The organism is Ferruginibacter sp. HRS2-29 (assembly GCF_024343615.1).
Lineage (GTDB): Bacteria > Bacteroidota > Bacteroidia > Chitinophagales > Chitinophagaceae > Ferruginibacter.
This window is the reverse complement of sequence record NZ_RJUB01000162.1, coordinates 97,864-122,324: the sequence shown is the minus strand read 5'-3', so window position 1 is coordinate 122,324 and position 24,461 is coordinate 97,864. Positions and strand designations below refer to the sequence as shown.

Below are 24,461 nucleotides of genomic sequence, written 5' to 3'. Positions count from 1 at the left end.
CAGGTATTTATTCAACATCCATTATCTCTATAACCAATAAGCCCATTTTTAATGACAACAGGACAGCATATTATCGGATTTGAAAATTCTGCTTCAGGAACGGAGACCTTTCATTCGTATAATCCCACAACGCAACAGAACAACGGATATGTTTTTTTTAAAGTGACGCCTGAAGAAGTGAATGCTGCTGTAGAAAAAGCAGCCACTGCTTTTCAGTTTTACAGAAAAAAAAGCGGGGCCGAAAAAGCGGATTTTTTATATGCTGTTGCAGAAGAACTCTTAAACGCAGGAGATGAACTGATCACCGTTTGTTGTGAAGAATCCGGCCTGCCAAAAGCCAGGATCGAAGGCGAACGGATGAGAACGGTCAACCAGTTAAAAATGTTTGCGGAGTTATTGAAGGAAGGCTCGTGGGTGGATGCCCGGATCGACACGGCCCTGCCCGAAAGAGCGCCTTTACCAAGACCGGATATCCGGTTTATGCATATCGCAATCGGCCCGGTAGCAGTTTTTGGCGCAAGTAATTTTCCCCTCGCCTTTTCAGTGGCCGGAGGTGATACAGCATCGGCCCTTGCCGCCGGATGCCCGGTAGTTGTAAAAGCCCATCCTGCACATCCCGCCACGTCGGCATTGGTAGGAAAGGCCATAAAAAGCGCCGCTGAAAAAACAGGCATGCCGGATGGTGTGTTCTCTTTACTCTTCGATAATGGTATTGATTCCGGAATACAACTCGTAAAACATCCGTTTATAAAAGCCGTGGGTTTCACAGGTTCTTATAAAGCGGGCAAGGCTTTGTTCGATGCCGCGGTAAGCAGGCCAGTACCTATTCCTGTATATGCAGAAATGGGCAGCACCAATCCTGTATTTATTTTGCCGCAGGCGATGAAAGAACGCGGCGCACAAATAGCCGCAGGTTATTCCGCAGCGGTAACATTGGGCGTCGGTCAATTTTGCACAAACCCCGGCATGTTGATCCATCAAAATACAGGAGATGATTTCCCGCAGTTACTCAAAAACGAATTTGAAAAAACGCCCGGCGGGGTAATGCTTACACCCGGCATTTTAAATGCCTATAACAGCGGGGTTGCCCATCATCTTGCCATTGATGGAGTGGAAAAATTTGCGCTCTCCCCTTCTGGAAATGCTTCACCGGATAATTGGGCCACCCCCGTATTGCTCAAAACTGATCAAAGCATATTCAGCAACAACCCTTCACTGAGCGAAGAGGTCTTTGGGCCAACGGCGATGGTGGTTCCTGTTGATTCGAAAGAAGCAATGCTCGATATTGCCAACAATCTTTCGGGCCACCTCACGGCTACCGTTCATGGCACTGCCGATGAATTGCATGAATACAAGGATCTGCTGGATATCCTGGAGCAAAAAGTGGGCAGGGTAATCATCAACGGTTTCCCTACCGGCGTAGAAGTGTGCAGTGCGATGGTACACGGAGGGCCGTTTCCTTCCACCACCGACAGTAAAACAACGTCCGTGGGTACCGCAGCCATTTACAGGTTTACCCGGCCCGTCTGTTACCAGAACATGCCGCAGCAAATGCTGCCTGTAGAATTACAGGATAAAAACACCCTGCATATTTACAGGCTTATAAATGGCGAGAACACGAATAAAGACATAAATTAGTCCCTAAGAAAAAGATAGTACAGAATTAATAAAATAGTATACGATGGGCAAAAGCTTAAGAAGTCACGACTGGTTTGGCAGAAAAGATAAAGACGGAATTATTTACCGCAGCTGGATGAAAAACCAGGGCATGCCTACCGACATGTTTGATGGCAGGCCGGTGATCGGTATCTGTAATACATTCAGCGAACTTACCCCGTGCAATGCACATTTCAGAGAACATGCCGAAATGGTGAAACGTGGTGTGCTGGAAGCCGGTGGTTTTCCGCTGGAATTCCCCATCATGAGCCTGGGCGAAACACTGCTTAAACCTACTGCCATGCTGTTCAGGAACCTGGCGAGTATGGATGCGGAAGAATCCATCCGCGGCAACCCTATCGATGGCGTGGTGCTGCTCACCGGCTGCGATAAAACCACCCCATCTACCGTGATGGGGGCTGCAAGCGTAGGCTTACCAACAATCGTAGTTCCCGGAGGGCCAATGCTCAACGGAAGATATAAAGGACAAACCATTGGAAGCGGCACGCATGTGTGGAAATTTGATGAAGACATGAAAACCGGTAAAATGACCGGTGAGGAATGTGAACTGGCCGAAAGTTGCATGAGCCGCAGTATCGGCCATTGCATGACCATGGGCACAGCAAGTACCATGGCCTGCATGGTGGAATCGCTGGGGCTTACGCTGTCAGGCGCCTCCGCTATCCCTGCGGCAGATTCCAGAAAAAAACAAATGGCGCAGCTCAGCGGAAGGAGGATTGTGGAAATGGTGAGAGAAAACCTTACCATCGATAAAATACTTACCAGGGAAGCATTTGAAAATGCCATCATGGTGAATGCCGCCGTGGGTGGCTCTTCCAACTTCATCATTCACCTTACCGCTATTGCAGGAAGGATTGGTGTGAAAGTGAACCTCGACGATTTTGACAACCTCGGAAGTAAGATCCCGCTATTGCTTAACCTGATGCCATCCGGTAAATACCTGATGGAAGATTTTTATTATGCAGGCGGGCTACCGGTTATCCTGAATGAATTAAAAGATAAACTCCATAAAAATATCATCACTGTTACCGGTAAAAATCACCATGAAAATATAAGCGGCCATACCGAATGTTATAACAACGATGTAATTGCTACTTATCAGGATCCATTGATACCCGAAGCAGGTTGTGTGGTGGTAAAAGGCAACCTGGCCGAAAATGGTGCGGTGATCAAACCCTCTGCAGCCACTCCGGCTTTAATGAAACACAAAGGCCGGGCAGTGGTATTTGAAAGCATTGAAGATTATCACGCAAGGATTGATCTGCCCGACCTGGATATCGACGAAAACTGCGTAATGGTTTTAAAATATGTTGGCCCTGTTGGTTATCCGGGGATGCCGGAAGTAGGTAACATGGCGCTGCCGAAAAAAGTATTGGAAAAAGGCATCAAAGATATGATCCGTATTTCTGATGGAAGAATGAGCGGCACCGCCTACGGAACGGCTGTACTGCATGTATCTCCGGAATCTGCCATCGGCGGAAACCTGGCATTGGTGCAAAATGGCGATATGATCGAACTGGATGTGGCTCAGCGGAAATTACATTTACACGTTTCCAATGAAGAACTGGAGAAAAGAAGGGCCGCGTGGCAGGTACCCAAACCTGCCGCTACCCGTGGTTATGTAAGCATGTATATCAAACACGTGATGGGCGCAGACATGGGAGCAGATCTTGACTTTCTGCAGGGAAGTTCAGGCTCAGAGGTTACCAGGGATTCTCACTGATGTGAGTGGAAGCCTGGAAATACACATCCCCGCAATACCTTATCACTTAAACAACAGAAGATGAAAATTTTTAAAACCACCGCCGGTATAGTAATTGAAAAAGAGGAAAAATTTTATTTGATAAAAGATCAAAACTGGGACAGCTTTATCAATGACGATACTATTTTGCAAACGGCCTCTTCGCTTATTGCTTCGCTAACCGCGGGTGGCAGCGAATTAATACAAGATGTGATGGCCCCGGTAGGCAACCAGGAACTCTGGGCGTGCGGCGTTACTTATATGAGAAGCAAAGTAGGCCGGCAGGAAGAATCAAAGCTATCAGGCGGTGCTGACTTTTACGCAAAAGTATATGACGCCGAAAGACCGGAAGTATTCTTCAAAGCCACGGCGCACCGGATCGTGGGCCCGGGTGAAAAAGTAAATATCCGCAAGGATTCTACCTGGGATGTACCGGAACCGGAACTTACGTTAGTGGTAACATCTTCCGGGAAAATTATCGGCTATACCATCGGCAACGACATGAGCAGCCGCAGCATCGAAGGAGAAAACCCTTTGTACCTGCCACAGGCAAAAACCTATGATGCCTGCGCAGCGTTGGGCCCTTGCATTTATCTGACAGAAGAACCTTTACCGCCGGAGACTATGATCAGCCTGGTGATCAACAGAAATAACGAAAAAGTTTTCGAAGGAAATGTTGCTATCCATCAGATGAAAAGAACTGTTAAAGAACTTGCCTCCTATGTATACCGGGAATGTAGTTTTCCGCATGGTTGTTTGATCATGACAGGAACAGGCATCGTTCCGGGAAATGATTTTACACTTCAACAGGCAGACGAGATAAAAATATCCATCGAAGGAATTGGCCAACTGGTAAATCATGTAGCATAAAAAACACAACAGGTGAAACAAACAACAGTAAAATTGCTGGCAGGATTTTGTATGCTTTTGTGTTTTCAAAGTTTTGCGCAGACAAAAAAAACAGCTTCCCTCACTCCCCTTCCTGCCACGTTAAAAGAAGCTTACAAGGATGCTTTTTTGTTAGGTACTGCCGTAAACGCCGGCATTGTATCCGGCAGTAACAAACCATTGCAGGATATTGTACTGGCGCAGTTCAATACCATTACGCCGGAAAATGTAATGAAGGCTGCGCTCATAAATCCTCAGCCCGGCGTGTTCAACTTTGGGCCAGCAGACGCTTTTGTTGAGTTTGGTAAAAAAAACAAGATGTTCATCATCGGCCATACGCTCGTGTGGCACAACCAGGTGCCCGCATGGTTCTTTACCAATGCAAGCGGAAAACCTAATACAAAAGAAGAACAGATCGAGCGGCTCCGTACACATATCAAAACCGTTGCCGGCCGCTATGCAGGCAGCGTAAACGCATGGGATGTGGTGAATGAAGTGATAGACGAGGATGGTAATTACAGGCATACTACATGGGTAAATGCCATAGGCAACGGTGATACACTGGTAAAATATGCCTTTAAATTTGCACAGGAATTTGCACCCGACACAGAATTATACTACAACGATTTCAATGCCTGGCGGCCCACCAAAAGAGATGGTATCGTGCGTATGGTGAAAATACTGCAAAAAGAAGGGATAAGGATCGATGGCGTAGGTATACAAGGCCATTGGGGACTCAATTTTCCTGAAACAAAATACATTGAAGCCGCTATTGACGCATATGCAGCCTGCGGTGTTAAAGTAATGATCACGGAACTGGATGTTGATGTGTTGCCATTGACCAAAGAAGGCCAGGTCATCGGCCAGGCCATGAGTGACAAACAATTTCAACTGGAAGAATTTAAGAAATTTTTTGATCCTTATATCAACGGGTTGCCTGATAGTGTACAGACTTTATTGACCAACCGCTATCAGGAACTTTTTACTATTTTTTACAAAAGGCGGGATAAGATCAGCAGGGTAACCCTTTGGGGCGTAGAAGACGGCATGAGCTGGAAAAACGATTATCCCATACCCGGCCGTACAGATTATCCTTTGTTGTGGAACAGGGATCTGACGCCTAAACCTGCATTGAATGCAGTATTATCAGTCCCCTTAAAAATCAAGTGATATGCAGTTAGTCATCATTGTTTTAGCGATTGTGCTGCAGATCTTTTTAACCTATAAAAAGGTAAGCCCTTTTTTATCCCTCCTGATCGTTGCCATCATTACCGGTTTTTTTTTAGGCATGACACCCGCCGCCATCCTCGAATCTATTAAAAATGGCGTGGGCAGTACTTTGGGCGGACTTGTCATGATCATTTGCCTCGGTGCGGTGTTGGGCAGGATACTCGAAGTTGGTGGTGCGGCGGAAAAAATATCCACTACCCTGATCAATGGCTTCGGCCCGAAAAATATCCAGTGGGCCGTGTTACTTACAGGTTTCCTCATCGGTATCCCGCTGTATTATAATGCGGGTTTTGTGATACTGGTTCCGCTCGTTTTTTCGATCGCCGGCAAAGCAAAACTTCCTTTACTCTATGTGGCCATTCCAATGGCAGCATCCTTATCCACTACACATTGTTTTCTTCCACCCCATCCCAGTCCCGCATTTCTGGTAAACGCATTCAACGCCAATATGGGAAAAACACTTTTATACGGATTAATCATTACCATACCCGCAGTAATAGTGGCAGGGCCTGTTTTGGGCAGAATGCTGAAACGTATGGAGACAGCACCAATATCTTTATTTACGTCTGATGACACCGATACCGGGAAAAAACTGCCGGCAGCATTGCCTAGTTTTTTAATAGGTTTGTTACCCGTTATTTTGATAACATTATCTGTAGTGGCTGACATTTTTTTGCCCGACCAGGTTTTAAAAAAAGTGATCCTCTTCATCGGTGACTCTACTATAGCCCTCCTCATATCTGTAATAGTCGCGATGTGGTATTTCGGGCTCAGGGCCGGCCACTCCGTAAGTACCACCACGGGTTGGCTCAACCAAGCCATTTCAGGAATTGCCGTTATTCTGCTGATCATTACTGCAGGCGGTATTTTCAAACAGGTGTTGCAGGATAGCGGTACGGATAAATACATCGCATCGTTTAGCGGTAAGTGGCAAATGCCGCCACTCATTTTTGCCTGGGCTATTGCCGCATTGTTGCGTGTTGCCATTGGATCCGCCACCGTGGCCGGCATTACAGCAGCAGCCGTGGTAACTCCGCTGGTAGTCACCAGTGCTGTTTCACCCGAACTGATGGTATTGGCAGTGGGAGCTGGAAGTGTATTTGGTTCCCATATAAATGACTCCGGGTTTTGGATGTTCAAAGAGTTTTTTAAACTTTCCCTGAAACAAACTTTTTTGTCCTGGACCATTATGGAAACTATCATCTCCATTCTTGGATTGCTGGGCATCCTCGTCCTCGATATATTTATTTAGAAACACAAGCCTGTATAGAAAAAAGAACCATCTGAGTTATTTTCAACTATTGTTAAAAGCCTGATCCCCCGAGAAAAGTATATTTCCTCTTCCACCCACAATTACCTTAAATGGTAATTACAATTTTGCCTGGTTCCTGATAACTACTTAATCTTAAAAGCTTTAAAAAATTCAGTTTCATAAAGATTCCGGATCGGAATTTCCGTATCACCTAAAAAAATACTCTTGCCTTTAACGGAGGTGATCTTTTTTACATTTACAATATATGATCGTTGAACTCTTATAAAATCGGGAGTAAGTATTTCTGTTAGCTTTTTTAATGTCATCCTTACCGGCACCGGCTTTTTTACCTTCATGTGTATTTTCACGTAATCGTCATGCCCTTCGAGATAAAGAATATCATCAAACATGAACTTTACATATGCCTGCTCCATTTTAATCAGCACGTGATCAGGCTGGGATCCCCAGTACCTTTCAGTGAAGCATTTACTTTGTCTAATGGAGTTAAGGGGAATAGAGAAAATCCTAAAAGTCGTCTACCAAAGAAGTGATTCCCAATGCCCACAGCTTCACCTTTTTTGAAGCCCTTCAAAATATTGTAGTAACTGAATTGTTATTCTCAACGGGCGCACGGGTTTCAGAGATAGCGACCGAACAAATAAGATGGCTAATACATACTCCCTTATTATCTGTAATTTTACAACATTCAAGAAGGTTGCAATGAATCTAAAATTTTATACCCCTAAAAACAAACTGTTACAACAGCTAATAGAAGGGTATTATTTTATCGTAGATAATCAAAAGGGCGGAACAGAAAAATACTGGACTTTCCCGAATAATTTTTGCATTGTATCAATTAACCTTAACTCCCGCGTGCTGCTTTCAGAAAACAGTATAAAGTTTTTCCCTTCAAAGAAAGAAAACATTCACACCAGTGTAGTACATCGATACATCAATCCCATTGAAATTTATTATAAAAAGCCCATTCACGAGCTGACTATCTATTTCAAGCCACTGGGGTTGAACCATTTTGTTAAGAATATAGAGACATTGTTTTTGGAAAAAAGGATGGCTGGCTTTTCAGCTACCCTGGCCAATTTTGAAACAGAAATGTTTAAAATATTTGCAGAGAAGGATCGCGAGGCGCAGATACAACAACTGGAGAAATTCTGGCTGCTGAATTTCGCCGAAAAAGATCTGGAGTTCATGAGAAACATATTGAAAGATATTGAATCCAACATGAAAATAGAGGCCGTTGCCAGAAAATATGATATGTCCAGGAAACATTTGAATACGCTGTTTCTCCGACATTTAGGAAAACCGCCGGGTGAATACCAGAAAATATACCGTTTTCGGCAGGCGATAAGTAATAAAAGCGGCATACGCAGCCTAACAGAACTGGCCTATGAGAATTACTTCTACGATCAATCACATCTTATTAAAGACTTCAGGGCACTGACAAATAGTAGCCCTAAAAGTTTTTTTAAAAATGTGGATACCCATCAAAAGAATGTCTGGCTTTTTATCTAGCCGGTAACAATTTTACAATTTTGGCGATAACTTTTGAACTTTCTTTGCTTTAATACCCCGTTCTTCTTACAGGGCATCTTTAAGGGTAATCATCTGTTTTAAAAAGTTAACCGACATGACAAAAACAATCCATCTTGCTATATCGACCTCATTTTTTTTCTTTTTAACACTGGCATGTGTTGCACAGGTTTCTTCCAGCAAAATTGACTCGCTTATGGAAGAAGGGCTGACCAAATTGAAGGTAGCGGGAGCTGCAATAGCTATTGTGAAAGACGGGAAAGTGATTCATCAAAAAGGTTATGGGGTTAGTTCTATTGATACCAAAACGCCGGTTACCGTGCGTACGAACTTTCAAATTGCTTCCAACACCAAAGCATTTACCACGGCTGCATTATCTATACTCGTTGATGAAAAAAAAATAAAATGGGACGATAAGGTAAAAGAATATATCCCGGAATTTAAAATGTATAACGAGTATGTCACTGACAATTTTAATATTGTTGATCTTTTAACCCATAGAAGCGGCTTGGGCCTTGGAGCGGGCGATTTGACATTTTACCCCGACGGAGCGGATTTTACGGTGAATGATGTTGTAACCCTTTTCCAGCATTTTAAACCGGTATCTGCATTCCGAACAAAATATAACTATGATAATTTGCTTTACATCATTGCCGGAGAAATAATAGCAAGAGTGAGCAATATGAGTTACGAGGATTTTATTCAAAAGCGCATCCTGCAACCATTGCAAATGGAAAATTCATTTGTAGGAGATCGATCTGTTAGTGAAGTAATGGATCTGGCTACACCGCATTCTTCTGCAACAGGCTCGTTAAAGGCGATCAATCGTTTCAAAATCGGAATGATCAGTGCAGCCGGAGGGATGTATTCCAATGTGTCTGATATGTCTAAATGGGCAATCATGCAACTTAACAGGGGTAAATATGGAGACAGTTTGAAATCTTCCTTATTTTCTTCCGCTAACAGCGGTAAAATGTGGACTATACAAACAGTACTGCCAAATTATGTATCTGAAAGATATAATACGCATTTTAACGGATATGGTTTAGGCTGGCTTTTAAATGATATGAGAGGTAATCTGGTCGCTACGCATACTGGTGGCTTACCCGGTATGTTGTCGCAGGTCACACTGATCCCGGATTTGAATTTGGGTATTATCATTTTAACCAATACAGAAAGCGGCGGGGCTGGTCTTACTTTTGCAGTTACAAGAGCAATCATGGACAGCTATTGGGGCCTGGATGATGCAGGATGGGTGGATAGCAGGGCGAAGAATTTTGCTAAAAATGCGAACTATGTAGATGAAGTGACAAAAAAGGTTTGGGGAAAAGTGGATTCTGTAAAAAATACTAAGATCGAAAGTAGTGACTACACAGGTATGTATGAAGATAAGTGGTTTGGAAAAATCGAGGTCTTCTTAAAAGGCAAACAACTCTGGATGAAAAGCCTGCGCTCACCAAAATTGACCGGGCCTATGCATTTCTACAGTTCAAATACTTTTGCCGTAAAGTGGCAGTACCGGGACATGAACTGTGACGTATTTGCTACGTTCTCGTCGGCGGAAGGCGGAAAAGCAACGTCCATAAAAATGAGAGGCATTTCGCCGGGTATTGATTTTAGTTTTGATTTCCAGGATCTGGATTTAAAGAGAATAACAAGTGCCGATCAGACCATTGGTTCACCCAAATAATTCCACCCGGCTGCCTCCTAACTGATCTCTTTAGGATTAAGACAATGCCCCAGTATCCCTCAAAAACACGGGCACTACAACTCCTTTATTCCGCCGGGGTTCATCGGCTACTTTTGTTCCTTCTGCCTTACTCAGATCGGCAGGAATAAAATGCAGTTTGTTATTCTCTTTTTCGGGGGCGTTCCTTGCGGTAATGATAACTGTTCCCCCAGCTTGCAGCAACCTGGGGGAATCTACCCTGTCATCGACATAAAGGGAGGCCAGAACCAGTTCATCCCGGACAAGAGGCTGTACAACAGGTTCACCCCACAGAAACCCGTCCATATTTCGGCAAGTTTCACAACCACATCCTGCAAAATCGATCAGTGCAGGTCTATTTTCTTTCCTGGCGATTTCTATAGCCTTAAAAATAACCGTGTTCCGGCTTCAGTCCAAATATGCCAGTTCTGTGTTTGATTAATTCGATACTCTATAACGCGCTGCCGGACCATATTCGAAATTTTTAAACTTAGTGTGAAGTCGGGCTTTACGGTTCATATCGGATTCGGTATAAAACGTTTACTCAAACGAACCAATTTTTATTTTTTCTAGGCTACTTTCAGCACATCAAAGTTTTTTTAACAGGTTCTCCAGGTTTTTAGAGTTCTCCTTTTCTTTCCTGGCAGCTTCAATAGCCAGCTGAACGATCTTTTTTGTTTCCACGGCATTTCCGGATTTGTAAGAAAGAAAGGCATATGTGTCTAAATACGCATATTCAGGTCGCCGTACGGTGAGTTCTTTCATCCAGGAAATGCATTGTTCAATTACCTGCCTATCATCACATTTTTTATACACTTCCCAACAAAAATTATTTACCGCTTCATCACTGAATTCGCCCTTATTCTTGAGGTCCTGGTTCACTTTAAGAACTTCATTCCATTTACCCTGGGCTTGTAAAAAATCCGTTTTAAAGTATTGTATTGTGGAGGCATAGTTCATATCCAAAGTCTTTACTACAAAGAGGATAGCGTCATCAAAGTCTGCCTGATTCTTTTTTTCAATAGCGTTATCAAACTTACTACGTGCGAAAATATACAGTAATGCATCAATATCCTTTTTACCATACAGCTCAATGAATTTGTCTTTATTTACGAGAACACTGTCGATAACAGTTGAGGGGACATTTTCAGACCCAAATTGTAAAAGGGTAGAAAAATAGCCTTCTTTCAGAAGGTTATGTTGTTGTTCATCGAAATATTTTTTGATATCTGCCGGAGCAGGCTTTGTATTGGTGCGGTTTACATAGTCGATATAGAATTTTGGATAAGCATTCATATCAATTGTATTCGAATATCCTTTTATAAAACTATTTTCCCGGTTGATTTGAAGGCTTTGACCGGTAAATTCAAAAACACTTTTACTTAACGACGAAAAGTCTTCACCCGAAAATCCGTAATTCCTGTTGACTACATATCCATTTTTATTGAGAACAACTGCTGAAGGATAAATAAAGATGTGGTGCTTTTTGGATAAATTAAAAACACTGTCGTTTTCAGCATTGTATCTTAATAATATAAAATCTTTTCCCAATAGCTGCTGAACACTATCATTCTGAAAGACCAATCTGTCAAGTTTTTTACAAGGCACACACCAGGTAGTATAAAAATCAATTAATACCAATTTGTTTTCCTGTAATGCCAGGTTTAATGCCTGTTTATAATTTTGGTCTACCATCTTCAGATGTTGTGCAAATGCGCCGGTATAGGCACATAAGGCTAGTAAAAGCACTTGTAAATACTTCATGATTAACGATTAAAAAGTGATAAAATAATTGGTTTATTTTGATGAGCGTGGCAGATCATCCTGAAAGGCGCAGACGATCTTACCATTTTTATATACATTCCGGATGTATTGTTTAGGTAAAACCCCGGAGGCATTGGTTTGCACCGCGGAGAGCAGGTTACCATCCCTGTCAATTACCTGGCCGTTTAAATTATAGTAAGTGATCTGATCTCCGAGTTTCGTATAATAATGATCTGCTCCGTTAATTTTTACAAACTTTGTCGTAAGGATTTCGCTGTTGTGATCGTCGTATAAGATGATACCCTCTAGTCCTGTAAAACCGTCGTTAACATCAGCCGTAGCTATTGCCGTTTCCGGCAGCGGCTTGGCAGGGGACGATGACCGGGGCTGTGTATTTGGATGCATTTTTAACACCGGCAACTGCTGTGATGCTTTTATAGAGGTCGTCGTATCGAGTAGACCGGCAACCTTTGAAGAAATACTTTTCACGACACTACCCGAACCCCTTCGAAGAGGATCATATTTGCGGAATGCCAGCAGCAGGAAAACAAATACGGGAAGCATAAAAATAAATTTCACAAGATGCTTTTTTGCTGTTTTATTTTTGTTCATCATTTCAATCCTGGCTTTCAGGGAAGTAAAGTTGAATTGTGGAACAATACTGAATGTATTATTGCCGATTACTTGTAATAAGAGATACTGATATTGTTTTTTTTCGATGCCGGATCGCAGCATGTTATCATCTGCAATAAACTCCAGGTTTTGGCGAATTGTTTTCCTGATCAGCCAGGCAAAGGGATTGTACCAGTTGATCATGCATAAAAGCTCCGCCCAAAAGATATCAACACTGTGTTTTTGCTTTGCATGCACAAACTCATGCCCGATGATCTTCTCTAACTCGCTTTCGGTATGCAGGTCCTTGTTTACAAAAACGGAATTGCCGAAGGAAAAAGGAATGATGTGATCATTTACCTGGTAAACATTAATTCCATGGTCTGAAATCTTTTCAGCAGCAGCCATCATCCGGCGAACGGAGATTATCTGGATCACAAACCGTAAGAATAATATTACTATCCCGGTCAACATAATCAGGAGTAGCCACCCGCCGCCATTCCAAAAAGAATTAATCTGCGGCACAATACCCGGATCTGAAAACCTCCATTTACCCGTCGGAATCGGTGGAACCCAGTTTACCAGGTCGCTGGCAACACGATTACGTTGTACAACAGGGGTGACATTGATCAAAGGAATAACAAAGCTCAAAGCAGTGCAAGCGACCAGGTAAACCCTGTTCCAGTTATAAAACGTCAACCTGCGTAATACCAGATAATAAAACAGGAAGACTACGGCAATGTTTACCGAAAGTTTCAAAAAATATAACATATCTGGCAGCATAAAAGATCCTTTGGAAATTTATTTTTCTTTTTCTATCATCCGTATTACTTCTTTCAGCTCTTTTGCAGATAATTTTTTCTGGTCTACAAAAAAGCTAACCAATGCTTTATAGGAATTATCAAAGTAGTCCTTTACTACATTGCCCATAAACTTATTTTTATATTCCTCCTCTGAAACGACAGGTTTGTATAAGTAGGTGTTGCCCACCATTTGGCTTTGCAGGTAGCCTTTCTTCTCCAGGTTTTTAATGGTTGAAGCCACCGTGGTGTATGGCAGGTTTCCATTGATCAATTGAACAAAAGCTTTAACTGTGCCCTCCCCTGTACGCCATACGGCCAGCATCGTTTCTTCTTCCTGCGCTGTAAGTTTTTCCATATCTACGATATTTTCGTAAATGTACGAACATTTCGTATTCCACCAAATTTTCATTGCTTTTTTTTAAAAAATTTATTTAAGATCCTTTTAGCACTTTAGAGAAAATCTTATGCATTGTGGATTAATTTCGGGATAGACAAAAAATTACCGAAGATGATTTATAAAAAATAACGCTTCTGAATGCTATAGAAAACAAGGATAAAAGTTTCCAAAAATTCGTGTTATGGGCAAGGGCAGCCGAAGGTAAATGCAGAAAGAAGGAAAACTGTTACTATCTTCTGCAAACAAAGGACTAACAGTAAGGCCAGGTAAAAATAGAAAAAGGGCTATCGCATGGATAGCCCCTTTCGGAGGTCCCTAGCGGATTCGAACCGCTGTACAAGCTTTTGCAGAGCTTTGCCTAGCCACTCGGCCAAAGGACCATAATTTAATAACGTAATAAATATCAAATAGATACGTCATTATTATTTTGGTTTGCAAAAATAGGGTATTTTTAGCCATAATTTCAAATTTGAAGCTTTAAAATTAAAATTCTGAGAAAGATATGGGTACGATTGCAGCATCCGAACTGATCATCAACGACCGCGGCGCCATTTATCACGTAAACTGCCGCCCCGAAGAAATAGCCAACACCATCATCACCGTAGGCGACCCCGATCGCGTGAAAGAAGTAAGTAAACATTTCGACAGCATCGAATTTAAAAATAATCACCGCGAGTTTGTGACCCATACCGGCTACCTGGGCAAAAAAAGGATCTCCGTAACCAGCACCGGCATCGGCCCCGATAATATCGATATCGTGCTCAACGAACTGGATGCACTGGTCAACATCGATTTTGAAACCCGTACCATCAAAGAAAAACTGACTTCGCTCAATATCATCCGCGTCGGTACTTCGGGTTCTCTGCAGCAGGAAATCCCGGTGGATAGTTTTGTGGCAAGCACACATGGCCTCGGGCTCGACAACCTCCTGAATTTTTACACACACGACAGCAACGAAGAGGAAAAACAGCTCCTCCAGGCTTTCGATACTCATACACAATTACACCAGGGCATCTCCTCCCCTTACATCACAGGCGCAGGAGTATCGCTGCTGAAAGAATTTGTAGATGGTTTCCATCACGGTATCACCGTTACCTGTCCAGGGTTTTATGGCCCGCAGGGAAGGGTGTTGCGCATGGGGCTCACGCACCCGCAACTGATCGACAGGCTGACCAGCTTCAGTTTTGGCAACCATCGCGTGAGTAATTTCGAAATGGAAACATCAGCTATTTATGGTATGGGCAAAATACTAGGGCATCATTGCCTGTCATTGAGCGCCATTGTAGCCAACCGCATCACCAAGGAATTCAGCAAGGATGGTGGTGCCGCTGTAGAAAACCTGATCGTAAAAACCTTAGAAAATATTTCAGCTTCCATCTGATGACAATAGCATTTCATAAATACCAGGGCACGGGCAACGATTTTGTGATCATCGATAACCGCACCGGGGAATATTCCGGCATCACCGACAAACAGGTGAAAACCCTTTGCCACCGCAGGTTTGGAATAGGCGCCGATGGCCTGATGTTGCTGCAGCAGAAAGAAGGGTTCGATTTTGAAATGGTCTATTATAATTCCGATGGCCACCCCAGCAGCATGTGTGGCAATGGCGGAAGGTGCCTTGTAAAATTTGCGTATCACCTGGGAATGCACCAATACACTTACAACTTCCTGGCTGTGGATGGCCCGCATGAAGCGGAAATAGAAATGAACGGTATCGTGCGGCTGAAGATGAAAGATGTAAATTACGTGGAATCACATAATTCGCATGCCGTACTCAATACAGGTTCGCCGCATTATGTAAAATTTGTAAACGATGTGGAAGCCGCAGACGTAGTGCATGATGGCCGGGCGATCCGCAACAGCAGCCGTTATCATGAACAAGGCATCAATGTGAATTTTGTGGAAGGAACCGGAGAAGATTCCATTTTTGTACGCACCTACGAACGGGGTGTGGAAGACGAAACGTTAAGCTGTGGCACCGGGGTAACCGCTGCCGCACTCGTAAGCGCCCACAACGACCGTGGCTTCAACCGGGTAGAAGTAAAAACACCGGGAGGCCCGCTCAGCGTAGAATACAACAAAGTGAGTGAAACACATTTTAATAACATATGGCTTTGCGGCCCTGCAGAACTGGTATACAAAGGAGCAATAAGTGTGAATGGTCATTGATTGATAAAACCCCGGAAGTTTAGAAAACCTCCGGGGTTGGGGGCATAATTCGTGTAATTCGTAAAAATTCGTGTAATCCAAAATGATTCAATACTTCAAAATAGAGGAACGTAAAACACTCGCCATCGACAAACCTGTTTCCGGCAGTTGGGTGAATGTATTGCCCCCGCTCAAACAGGAAGAATTTACCGAGCTGAGCAATGCCTTGAATATCCCGATCGACTTCCTCAAAGATTCATTGGATATTGATGAAAGGAGCCGTTATGAAATTGAAGACGATGTAAAACTGATCGTGATCAAAACACCCACAGAAAATAATTCGTTCAACGAAAGTGATGCGTTTTACATCACCATTCCCATTTGTATCATTCTTACAACAGGCCAGATCGTTACCGTAAATTCATTTGAAAACGAAGCCATCAAAAAATTCCTCAACAGTTTTCAAAACCGCAATCCGGATAAGAAAAATATGATGGTGCTGAAAATATTTGAAAAGATCACCACCAATTTCCAGGAGCATCTGAAAGAGATCAATCAGCGCAGGAATGCGTTGGAACAAAAACTGTATGACTCCAACGGGAATGAAGAATTGTTCGAGCTGATGCGCATCCAGAAAAGCCTGGTGTATTTTGTTACGGCCTTGCGCAGCAACGAACTCCTGATGATGAAACTCGCCCGTACCAATTTCCTGCACATGAACGAAGATGAAAGAGATTTTCTTGAAGATCTTGTTATCGAAACCTCACAGGCATTGGAAACCGCGAATACTTACACCAACATTCTCGTAAGTACGCTCGATGCATATGCCAGTATCATCAGCAATAACCAGAACCAGGTATTGAAGCGATTATCAACACTCACCATCTTTTTGAGCGTGCCGGTGTTGATCGCCAGCATTTACGGAATGAACGTACCACTCCCCTTCCAGGAATCGCATTACGCTTTCTGGATCCCGGTAGCCATCTGCCTGATCATCCTCGGTTTTGTGATCGCGAATTATATACGCAGAAATAAAAGATAACATGCCTTCATTCAACATACGTGTTTATGGGATATTGATCAATGAACAAAAGCAGGTGCTGGTAAGCGACGAATTTATCCGCGGCAGTTATATCACCAAATTTTGCGGCGGCGGATTAGAGATCGGCGAAGGAACCATCGATTGCCTCAGGCGTGAATTCATGGAAGAAATGAACCTCCCGGTAGAAATTACCGGCCATCTGTATACCACCGATTTTTACCAGCAGAGCGCCTTCAATCCCGATCACCAGATCATCTCTATTTATTATTATGTAAAACCATTGGCGCCGATTGCAGTCCCGTTAAGGCTTTCAGCATTCGACTTCGACGATGCGCAAATGCGGGTGTACACAGAAACCGGTGAAACAGAAACCTTCCGGTTCATTGATTGGGATGATTTTTCAGAAGCATCTGTAACATTGCCCATCGATAAAATTGTAGCTGCAATGGTGAAGAGTTTAGGGTTTAGGGATTAGGGTTAAGTTGAAAACACTAAACCTCCTAAACTCTCTAAACTTCCTAAACCCTAATCTCTAATCTCTAATCTCTAATCTCCTTCATGAGTATGACCGACTTCACAAAACAAACTATCATCCTTGAAAACCACCGTGCCCGCCTGGAGCCTTTGGAAGAAAAACATTTTATTCCGTTGTGGGAAATTGCAAAGCAGGAAGAATTGTGGGAATTCACTACGGCGAAAATAAATTCGGAGGCAGCTTTCAGGCGATATGTTGATACTGCCTTGCAGGAAATGAAGGATGGCCTGTCATACGTTTGGGCTATATTCGATAAAGAACAAAACAAATACGGTGGTTGCACCCGCTACGGTAACATCAGCCTGTTGCACAAACGTGTAGAGATTGGCTGGACATGGTACGATCCCTCCTTGCAACGCACCGGGCTCAACCGCAATTGTAAACTTTTGTTGCTTTCGTATGGTTTTGAAGAATTGCAGCTCAATCGTATCGAACTCCGCACCAGCCACCTCAACCTGAAATCTCAAAAAGCCATTGAAGGGATCGGCGCTACCAAAGAAGGAATATTGCGCCAGCACATGATTGCCGAAAATGGTTTTGTAAGGGATACCGTTTATTTTGGGATGATAAAGCAAGAATGGCCGGAAATCAAAGAAAGGATATTTAATAAGTAATAAGAAAATAGAAGTGAGTAAGTAAATTTCGTGAAACGTTTAACTTCCTTATTCCTTATTGTATCTTTCTTATTTATTATTATATCTAAATGTAATTGCTATGAGAAAATTTTGTCTTTTGCTGTCTGCGATGATCTTCTTCATCGCCTGCAGGGAAAATAAACAAGCTGCCAATCCGGACACTTCTTCCTATTTCAAAAGTACTGATACCGGCATGCTGAATGGTGGTGTAAAAGTGATCAGCATTGAAACACCGAAAGGGAAATTCAATGTGTGGACCAAACGTTTCGGCAACAATCCGAAAATAAAATTACTCCTGCTCAATGGCGGTCCCGGTGCCACACATGAGTATTTTGAATGCATGGAAAGTTTTCTTCCTGCCGAAGGCATCGAATTTATTTATTATGACCAGTTGGGCACAGGTTTTTCTGATGACCCGAAAGACACCTCTATGTGGGATTTGCCGAGATATGTGGACGAACTGGAACAGGTGCGGAAAGCACTCAATCTTACAAAAGATAATTTTTATCTGCTCGGGCATTCCTGGGGTGGCATATTGGCCATGGAGTATGCATTCAAATACCAGGACAACCTGAAAGGACTGATCATTTCAAATATGATGAGCAGCGCCCCGGATTATGGAAAATATGCCGAAGAAGTGTTAGCGAAACAAATGGATCCGAAAGTGCTCGACAGTATCCGCAGCATAGAAGCGAAAGCCGATTTTGAAAATCCGAAATACATGGAATTACTAATTCCCAACTTTTATGAACAACATGTTCTTCGCCGTCCGGCAAGCCAATGGCCTGAACCGGTGAACCGTTCTTTCTCTAAAATGAACCATTCCTTGTACGTTACAATGCAGGGCCCCAGTGAGTTTGGCGTGGCGGGTAAATTATTGAAGTGGGATGTGAAGGCAGAACTTCCCCGGATAAAAGTGTCCACCCTTACTATCGGCGGGTCTTTCGACACCATGGATCCCGAACACATGAAATGGATGAGTACCCAGGTGCAACACGGGCAATTTTTATTATGTGCGAATGGAAGCCATATGTCGATGTACGATGACCAGCAAACTTACATGACAGGATTGATCAAATTCTTAAAACAATAACCAAAAGGGATTACACGAATTAAAACCCCGGAGGTTTTGAAAACCTCCGGGGTTTCTTAGATAATTCGTGTAATTAGTGTTTAAAAATTCTATCAGCCATAAGCCGGATTCTGTTATCCTCACATTACTGTGAGAACGGCCATCATTTATCTAGCTGCAACATTACTGTTACAATCTTGCTGCCTACCCTTCAACGTTCCCCACAATACTGCGGGGATCGGACGAGCCGCCCTCGAACGTTGATATACGTGGCATTACAGCACACAAGGTTTACCCATCCCCGATATTACTATCCGGGACCGTGAGCTTTTACCTCACATTTTCACCTTTTCCCCCACATTACTGAGGAGGTAGTTATTTTCTGTGGCACTTTCTCTTTCCCGCCTTCGCGGGAAGCCGGCGCTTAACCGGTGTGTCGCCCTTTGCTGTCCGGACTTTCCTTTCCAACCGGGGTTGGAACGATAGCCGGCTGATAGAAAAGCGAAAATAGTTATAAGTTGGGAGTTTTAAGTTATGAGTTATAAGTAAGAAGTTATAGGCTATGAATTGCAAGTTCCGCCACCCGCAACTTATCACTTATAACTCAGAACTTATAACTCCAACAGGCACACAATTTGCTACAACTCCCTTTACGACCGCATTTTCATTTTTTATGCGCTATCTTTAAAGGGAAAGTATCCATAAAAAAAACTTACTGCAAAGCCAATGTTACATGCATAAACTGTTTCCTGAAAAAGACTATCCATTTTTATCCGGTGGCGGGGAAATGGGAAGCCTTACCAGAGAAAAAGACTGGACTCAAACGCCCCTCGGGCATCCCTCTGGCTGGCCGCAAAGCCTGCGTACCACCCTCAGCATTTTACTCAATTCCAGGTTCCCGATGTTTTTATGGTGGGGAAAAGACCTCATACAGTTTTACAACGACGCCTACCACCCCAGCCTTGGTATTGAAGGCAAACACCCGCGGGCACTGGGCCAGAAGGGAAAAGACTGCTGGCCGGAAATATGGCCCGTCATCCAGCCACTCATAGACCAGGTGCTGAATACCGGCGAAGCTACCTGGAACGAAGACCAGTTCATCCCCATTTACCGTAATGGAAAACTGGATGATGTATACTGGACTTTCAGCTATAGCCCGGTAATGGACGAAACAGGCGCTATAAACGGCGTACTGGTAGTATGTAACGAAACTACCGAAAAGGTAAAGGCTGTTAAAAAGATCGCCGACGATAGTCACCAGCTGCAATTTACCATCGATTCCGCCGAACTGGGTACCTGGGACCTGAATCCGGAAACCAACCGTTTTGTGGGGAACGACCGCCTCAAAAAGTGGTTCGGGCTGCAACCCCAGGATGAAATAGACCTCAAAGATGCACTCGATGCCATCATTCCGGGAGATGTGGAAAAAGTAACCGATGCCATCAGCGAGGCATTAAGGCCTTCGTCGGGTGGCAATTACGAACTCGAATACAGCATCAAAAAAACCGGCACCAGCGAGGTACGCACGGTGCTGGCAAAAGGAAAAGCATTGTTCAACGAAGAGGGAATCCCCTATAAATTCAGCGGCATTCTCCAGGATGTGAACGAGCGCAGGAACATTGAACTGGCATTACGCAGGAGCGATGAAAAATTCCGCAACATTGTTTCGCAGGCCCCCATCGGCATCGTCATCCTCCAGGGGAAAGATTTTATTGTGGAAATGGCCAACGAAACCTACCTGCAGATCGTTGACCGAAAAAAAGAAAATTTCATCGGCCGATCCTTGTTTTATTCCATGCCCGAAGTGAAAGATAAAGTGGGCAGTTTGCTCACCCAAATATTACTTACCGGTGAACCGTATTACGGGATTGAATTTGAAGTGCCGCTCCATCGCCATGGTAAAAAAGAAACCACGTATTTCAATTTTGTTTATCACCCGCTGAAAGATTCTGACAACAGTATCAGTGGCATCATCGTGATCGCTACTGAAGTTACCGGGCAGGTACGGGCAAAACAGGAGTTACAGGAAAGTGAAAAACAATTTCGCGACCTCGTCACCCAATCACCCGTAGCCATGGCTATTTTCAGAGGAAAAGAGCTGATTGTAGAACTGGCCAATAACACGTTACTGCGCAATATCTGGCGCCGCACGCTGGAAGAAGTACAGGGCAAACCGCTGCTCGAAATATTTCCCGAGCTGAAGGGACAGGAATTTCCCATCCTGATGAACGAAGTGCTGGAAACAGGAACTCCTCACAAGGCTAACGAAGCACTCGCCCTGGTAAACGGACCGGGCGGAATGAGAAATTTTTACCTGGATTATGAATATGCGCCACTGTTTGATGCCGATAAAAAAATTTCAGGCATCATGGTCACAGTAAATGATGTGACTGAAAAAGTAGAAACGCGGCAGCAGATAAAAGATGCGGCCGACCGTCTCCTGCTGGCAACCGAAGGAACACAGCTGGCCACCTGGGATCTCAACCTCCTCACCTATGAAGTGATTCATTCGCCGAGGCTAGCCGTCATTTTCGGGCACGATCCTTCCACGCGGCTAACGCACGCGGCTATGCGAAAGATCATACATCCCGGCGACCGCATCGCTCTTGTTGAACCTGCTTTTGAGAAAGCATTTAAAACAGGTAATTATTCTTACGAAGCCCGTATACTGCCTGTTGACGGCCCTATCCGCTGGATACGCACCAGCGGCAAAGTGATATTTGATGAAAATCAACAGCCCGTGCGTATGCTGGGAACATTGGCCGATATCACACAACAAAAAAATGCCGAAGAACAAAGTGCCCGGCTGGCGTCCATCGTACGCCATTCCGATGATGCTATCATCAGCAAATTGCTGGACGGTACCGTCACCAGCTGGAACGGTGCTGCCGAAAGGATATTCGGGTACAAAGCCGAAGATATCATCGGCAAATCGATCACGGTGCTTGTACCACCCCATAAACTGGATGAAGAAGCACTTATCGTGGAGCAGTTACGCCAGGGCAACCTCATTCATCATTTTGAAACACAAAGGGTGACCAAAGATGGTCAGCTGCTGGATATTTCCCTGACCACTTCACCGGTTAAAAATTCCCAGGGCGAAGTGATCGGCGCTTCCAAGATAGCACGTGATATCAGCCGGCAAAAACAAAGCGAACGGCTGATCGCTGAAAACAATGAACAACTCAATATCGTCCTCAATGCCAGCGATCTTGGTACCTGGGAAATAAATTTGCAAACAGGAGAGATCAATTATTCTTCAAGATACCTGGAAATAGTCGGCCTTGATAAAAATGCCAGGCCTACTCATGAAGAACTATTGGCGACGCTGCATCCCGAGGATAGAGCGATCAGGGACGAAGCTTTTAAAAAAGGTTTGGAAACCGGCCTGATGCACTACTCTACCCGCATCAACTGGAAAGATGGAAGTATTCATTGGGTGGAAGCTACAGGAAAATTATTTTACGATGAAAAGGAACAACCGTTGAAGTTCATCGGTACGCTCCGCGACCTTACCGCTCAAAAGCAGTACCAGCAAATGATTGAAGAAAGTGAAAGCAGGTTGCGCATCGCCGCTTTATCCAGCGAACTCGGCACCTGGGATTACACGCCTGCTACGGGTGTGATGATATGGGACAACGCTTCCCGCGACTTGTTTGGCGTGCCCCCGGAAGAAATGATCACCACCGAACTTTTCTTTTCAAGAATTCATCCGGATGATATGCCTGTTGCGCTGGAAAAAATGCAACGTGCACTCGATCCCGCGATCGCTGAAAATTATGATGCGGAATATCGTATCGTGGGTTTGCCCGGCAATAAACTCCGCTGGGTACATGCCAAAGGCAAAGCGCAGTTTACAGAAGAAAAAACAGCGTACAGGTTTTCCGGAACCGTCCTGGATATTACGGAGAAAAAACTGGCGCTCGAAGAACTGGAAAGAAATGAGCAACGCTACCGCTTCCTCGCCAACTCGATGCCGCAGTTTGTGTGGACCGGCGGCCCGGATGGGATATTGTCTTATTTCAATGATGCGGTATTCGAATATACAGGGCTCACACCGGAGGAGATGTCGGCCGGTGGCTGGCTCAGCGTTATCCATCCTGATGACAGGCAGGAGAATATCCGCAAATGGATGCATTGTGTCAATACAGGTGAGCCGTTCTTATTTGAGCACAGGTTCAGGAGAAAGGATGGTATCTACCGTTGGCAGCTGAGCCGGGCCACGGCGCAAAAAGATGAAGATGACAGGATCACCATGTGGGTGGGCACCAGCACGGATATCGATGAGATCAAAAAGCATGAGCAGCAAAAAAATGATTTCATCAAAATGGCCAACCATGAATTGAAAACACCGGTGACCACCATCAAAGGATATGTGCAGTTGCTGATGAAAACCCATGCGAACAGTGAAGATGCGCTGGCGACGGTAGATAAACAGGTAACAAAATTGACCAACCTTGTTTCCGATCTCCTGGATGTAACCAAGATCGAACGCGGAAGCCTTCCACTCAACAAGGAATCTTTTTTATTAAACGATCTTATAAAAGATACGATCATGGATATGGAAGCCGCTTCCAAAAGCCATCGCATCATTTTCGAACGGGATTTAAAAGTGCCCGTAAATGCAGACAGGGAAAGGATCTCTCAGGTATTGCTGAATCTTTTTACCAACGCCTTCAAGTATTCGCCCAAAGCTGATGAAGTATTGGTAAGGCTGGAGAAAGATGAAAATAACATGGCCGTTGTTTCGATAAAGGATTATGGTATCGGAATTGCGGAAGAAGACCAGGGAAAAATATTCGAACGTTTTTATAGAGTATCAGGTAAAGATGAAAAAACATTTCCCGGCTTTGGCATCGGGTTGTTCATCGTAAACGAGATCATGTCCCTGCATGAGGGAAAACTCTGGGTAAAAAGCGAAAAAGATAAAGGGTCGACCTTTTATTTTTCATTGCCCATTCAATCAAAATAAAAAACTGCATGAAGAATAAACAAATCATAGATGTACTGGTGATAGATGACGATCCTGATCTTTGCCTGCTGATGGAATCATTATTGAAATTTGCCGGGCACGATGTGCAACGTATGACCAATCCTGTTTTTCTCGAAGAGAAATTATCGCAGGTGATGCCGCGGGTGATACTGATGGATATGCTTTTATCGGGTAGCGATGGCCGCGAGATATGCACGGCATTAAAAGCCAATGAAGCTACAAAAGATATTCCCGTAATGATGATCTCCGCACACCCCGATGCCGAGATCTCCTGCAGGGAAGCAGGTGCTGATGATTTCTTGGGTAAACCATTTGACATGGATATATTTCTTGATCGTGTTGGTACCCTGGTAGAGAAAAGAAAAAAAGAACTCTGATGATATGATTTCGATTGCTTGCCCGGCTGAGGATTT

20 protein-coding genes, 1 tRNA gene and 1 other RNA gene are annotated in these 24,461 nt (G+C 43.9%); 15 read left to right on the top strand and 7 right to left on the bottom strand.

Annotated elements, in window-relative coordinates; translation table 11 throughout:
* Positions 1–51: 51 nt before the first annotated feature.
* Genes EGI32_RS20640 through EGI32_RS20620 form a run of 5 tightly spaced genes read left to right on the top strand, consistent with a single transcriptional unit; the run spans position 52 to position 6,788 of the window.
* Complete coding sequence (locus tag EGI32_RS20640) at positions 52–1,638, top strand: aldehyde dehydrogenase (NADP(+)) (RefSeq protein WP_255157561.1); 1,587 nt, start codon at positions 52–54, stop codon at positions 1,636–1,638.
* 43 nt (positions 1,639–1,681) lie between these two features.
* Positions 1,682–3,400: an IlvD/Edd family dehydratase gene (locus tag EGI32_RS20635; RefSeq protein ID WP_255157560.1), complete on the top strand. Its 1,719-nt coding sequence runs from the start codon at positions 1,682–1,684 to the stop codon at positions 3,398–3,400.
* Positions 3,401–3,460: 60 nt separating this feature from the next.
* Positions 3,461–4,288: a fumarylacetoacetate hydrolase family protein gene (locus EGI32_RS20630; protein WP_255157559.1), complete on the top strand. Its 828-nt coding sequence runs from the start codon at positions 3,461–3,463 to the stop codon at positions 4,286–4,288.
* A 12-nt stretch (positions 4,289–4,300) separates the two neighbouring features.
* A complete protein-coding gene (locus EGI32_RS20625; RefSeq protein ID WP_255157558.1) occupies positions 4,301–5,476 on the top strand; it encodes an endo-1,4-beta-xylanase in 1,176 nt (391 codons plus the stop codon).
* Position 5,477: 1 nt separating this feature from the next.
* A complete protein-coding gene (locus EGI32_RS20620) occupies positions 5,478–6,788 on the top strand; it encodes a gluconate:H+ symporter (protein ID WP_255157557.1) in 1,311 nt (436 codons plus the stop codon).
* Between the two features lie 143 nt (positions 6,789–6,931).
* On the opposite strand, the gene EGI32_RS21455 is transcribed toward EGI32_RS20620, so the two are convergent.
* Complete coding sequence (locus EGI32_RS21455) at positions 6,932–7,198, bottom strand: LytR/AlgR family response regulator transcription factor (RefSeq protein ID WP_369681694.1); 267 nt, start codon at positions 7,196–7,198, stop codon at positions 6,932–6,934.
* A gap of 310 nt (positions 7,199–7,508) precedes the next feature.
* On the opposite strand from EGI32_RS21455, the gene EGI32_RS20615 reads away from it, so the two are divergent.
* The gene (locus EGI32_RS20615) at positions 7,509–8,318 is read left to right on the top strand and encodes an AraC family transcriptional regulator (protein ID WP_255157556.1); all 810 of its coding nucleotides are present in this window, start codon (positions 7,509–7,511) and stop codon (positions 8,316–8,318) included.
* A gap of 115 nt (positions 8,319–8,433) precedes the next feature.
* The gene (locus EGI32_RS20610) at positions 8,434–10,026 is read left to right on the top strand and encodes a serine hydrolase (RefSeq protein ID WP_255157555.1); all 1,593 of its coding nucleotides are present in this window, start codon (positions 8,434–8,436) and stop codon (positions 10,024–10,026) included.
* 36 nt (positions 10,027–10,062) lie between these two features.
* On the opposite strand, the gene EGI32_RS20605 is transcribed toward EGI32_RS20610, so the two are convergent.
* The 5 genes from EGI32_RS20605 to EGI32_RS20585 form a co-directional block, all read right to left on the bottom strand.
* Complete coding sequence (locus EGI32_RS20605; RefSeq protein ID WP_255157656.1) at positions 10,063–10,419, bottom strand: thioredoxin family protein; 357 nt, start codon at positions 10,417–10,419, stop codon at positions 10,063–10,065.
* 213 nt (positions 10,420–10,632) lie between these two features.
* Entirely contained in the window at positions 10,633–11,808 is a 1,176-nt protein-coding gene (locus tag EGI32_RS20600) for a thioredoxin family protein (protein WP_255157554.1), read from the bottom strand.
* 33 nt (positions 11,809–11,841) lie between these two features.
* Positions 11,842–13,191 (bottom strand): M56 family metallopeptidase, encoded by a 1,350-nt coding sequence (locus EGI32_RS20595; RefSeq protein ID WP_255157655.1) that lies wholly within the window; start codon positions 13,189–13,191, stop codon positions 11,842–11,844.
* A gap of 30 nt (positions 13,192–13,221) precedes the next feature.
* Positions 13,222–13,578, bottom strand: coding sequence for a BlaI/MecI/CopY family transcriptional regulator (locus EGI32_RS20590; protein ID WP_255157553.1), 357 nt, complete (start codon positions 13,576–13,578; stop codon positions 13,222–13,224).
* Between the two features lie 351 nt (positions 13,579–13,929).
* Positions 13,930–14,000, bottom strand: a tRNA-Cys gene (locus EGI32_RS20585).
* Between the two features lie 122 nt (positions 14,001–14,122).
* Here EGI32_RS20585 and EGI32_RS20580 point away from each other — a divergent pair.
* The 6 genes from EGI32_RS20580 to EGI32_RS20555 all read left to right on the top strand — a co-directional run bounded on the left by EGI32_RS20580 (position 14,123) and on the right by EGI32_RS20555 (position 19,076).
* On the top strand, positions 14,123–15,001 hold the full coding sequence (locus EGI32_RS20580; RefSeq protein WP_255157552.1) for a nucleoside phosphorylase: 879 nt from the start codon (positions 14,123–14,125) through the stop codon (positions 14,999–15,001).
* The gene (gene dapF, locus EGI32_RS20575) at positions 15,001–15,792 is read left to right on the top strand and encodes a diaminopimelate epimerase (protein ID WP_255157551.1); all 792 of its coding nucleotides are present in this window, start codon (positions 15,001–15,003) and stop codon (positions 15,790–15,792) included. Before EGI32_RS20580 ends, dapF begins: the two co-directional genes overlap by 1 nt.
* An 82-nt stretch (positions 15,793–15,874) precedes the next feature.
* Positions 15,875–16,813 carry a magnesium transporter CorA family protein gene (locus EGI32_RS20570; protein WP_255157550.1) on the top strand — a complete coding sequence of 313 codons (939 nt, stop codon included), beginning with the start codon at positions 15,875–15,877 and terminating at the stop codon, positions 16,811–16,813.
* 1 nt (position 16,814) lies between these two features.
* Positions 16,815–17,288, top strand: a complete 474-nt coding sequence (locus EGI32_RS20565) for an NUDIX domain-containing protein (protein ID WP_255157549.1) — start codon at positions 16,815–16,817, stop codon at positions 17,286–17,288.
* Between the two features lie 89 nt (positions 17,289–17,377).
* Positions 17,378–17,962: a GNAT family N-acetyltransferase gene (locus tag EGI32_RS20560; RefSeq protein WP_255157548.1), complete on the top strand. Its 585-nt coding sequence runs from the start codon at positions 17,378–17,380 to the stop codon at positions 17,960–17,962.
* 100 nt (positions 17,963–18,062) lie between these two features.
* Positions 18,063–19,076 (top strand): proline iminopeptidase-family hydrolase, encoded by a 1,014-nt coding sequence (locus EGI32_RS20555; protein WP_255157547.1) that lies wholly within the window; start codon positions 18,063–18,065, stop codon positions 19,074–19,076.
* Between the two features lie 83 nt (positions 19,077–19,159).
* Here the strand turns inward: EGI32_RS20555 and rnpB are convergent.
* An RNA gene (gene rnpB / locus EGI32_RS20550) (RNase P RNA component class A) lies at positions 19,160–19,554 on the bottom strand.
* A 234-nt stretch (positions 19,555–19,788) separates the two neighbouring features.
* Here rnpB and EGI32_RS20545 point away from each other — a divergent pair.
* Positions 19,789–24,027, top strand: a complete 4,239-nt coding sequence (locus tag EGI32_RS20545; protein ID WP_255157546.1) for a PAS domain S-box protein — start codon at positions 19,789–19,791, stop codon at positions 24,025–24,027.
* Between the two features lie 8 nt (positions 24,028–24,035).
* Entirely contained in the window at positions 24,036–24,425 is a 390-nt protein-coding gene (locus tag EGI32_RS20540) for a PleD family two-component system response regulator (protein WP_255157545.1), read from the top strand.
* Positions 24,426–24,461: the final 36 nt, after the last annotated feature.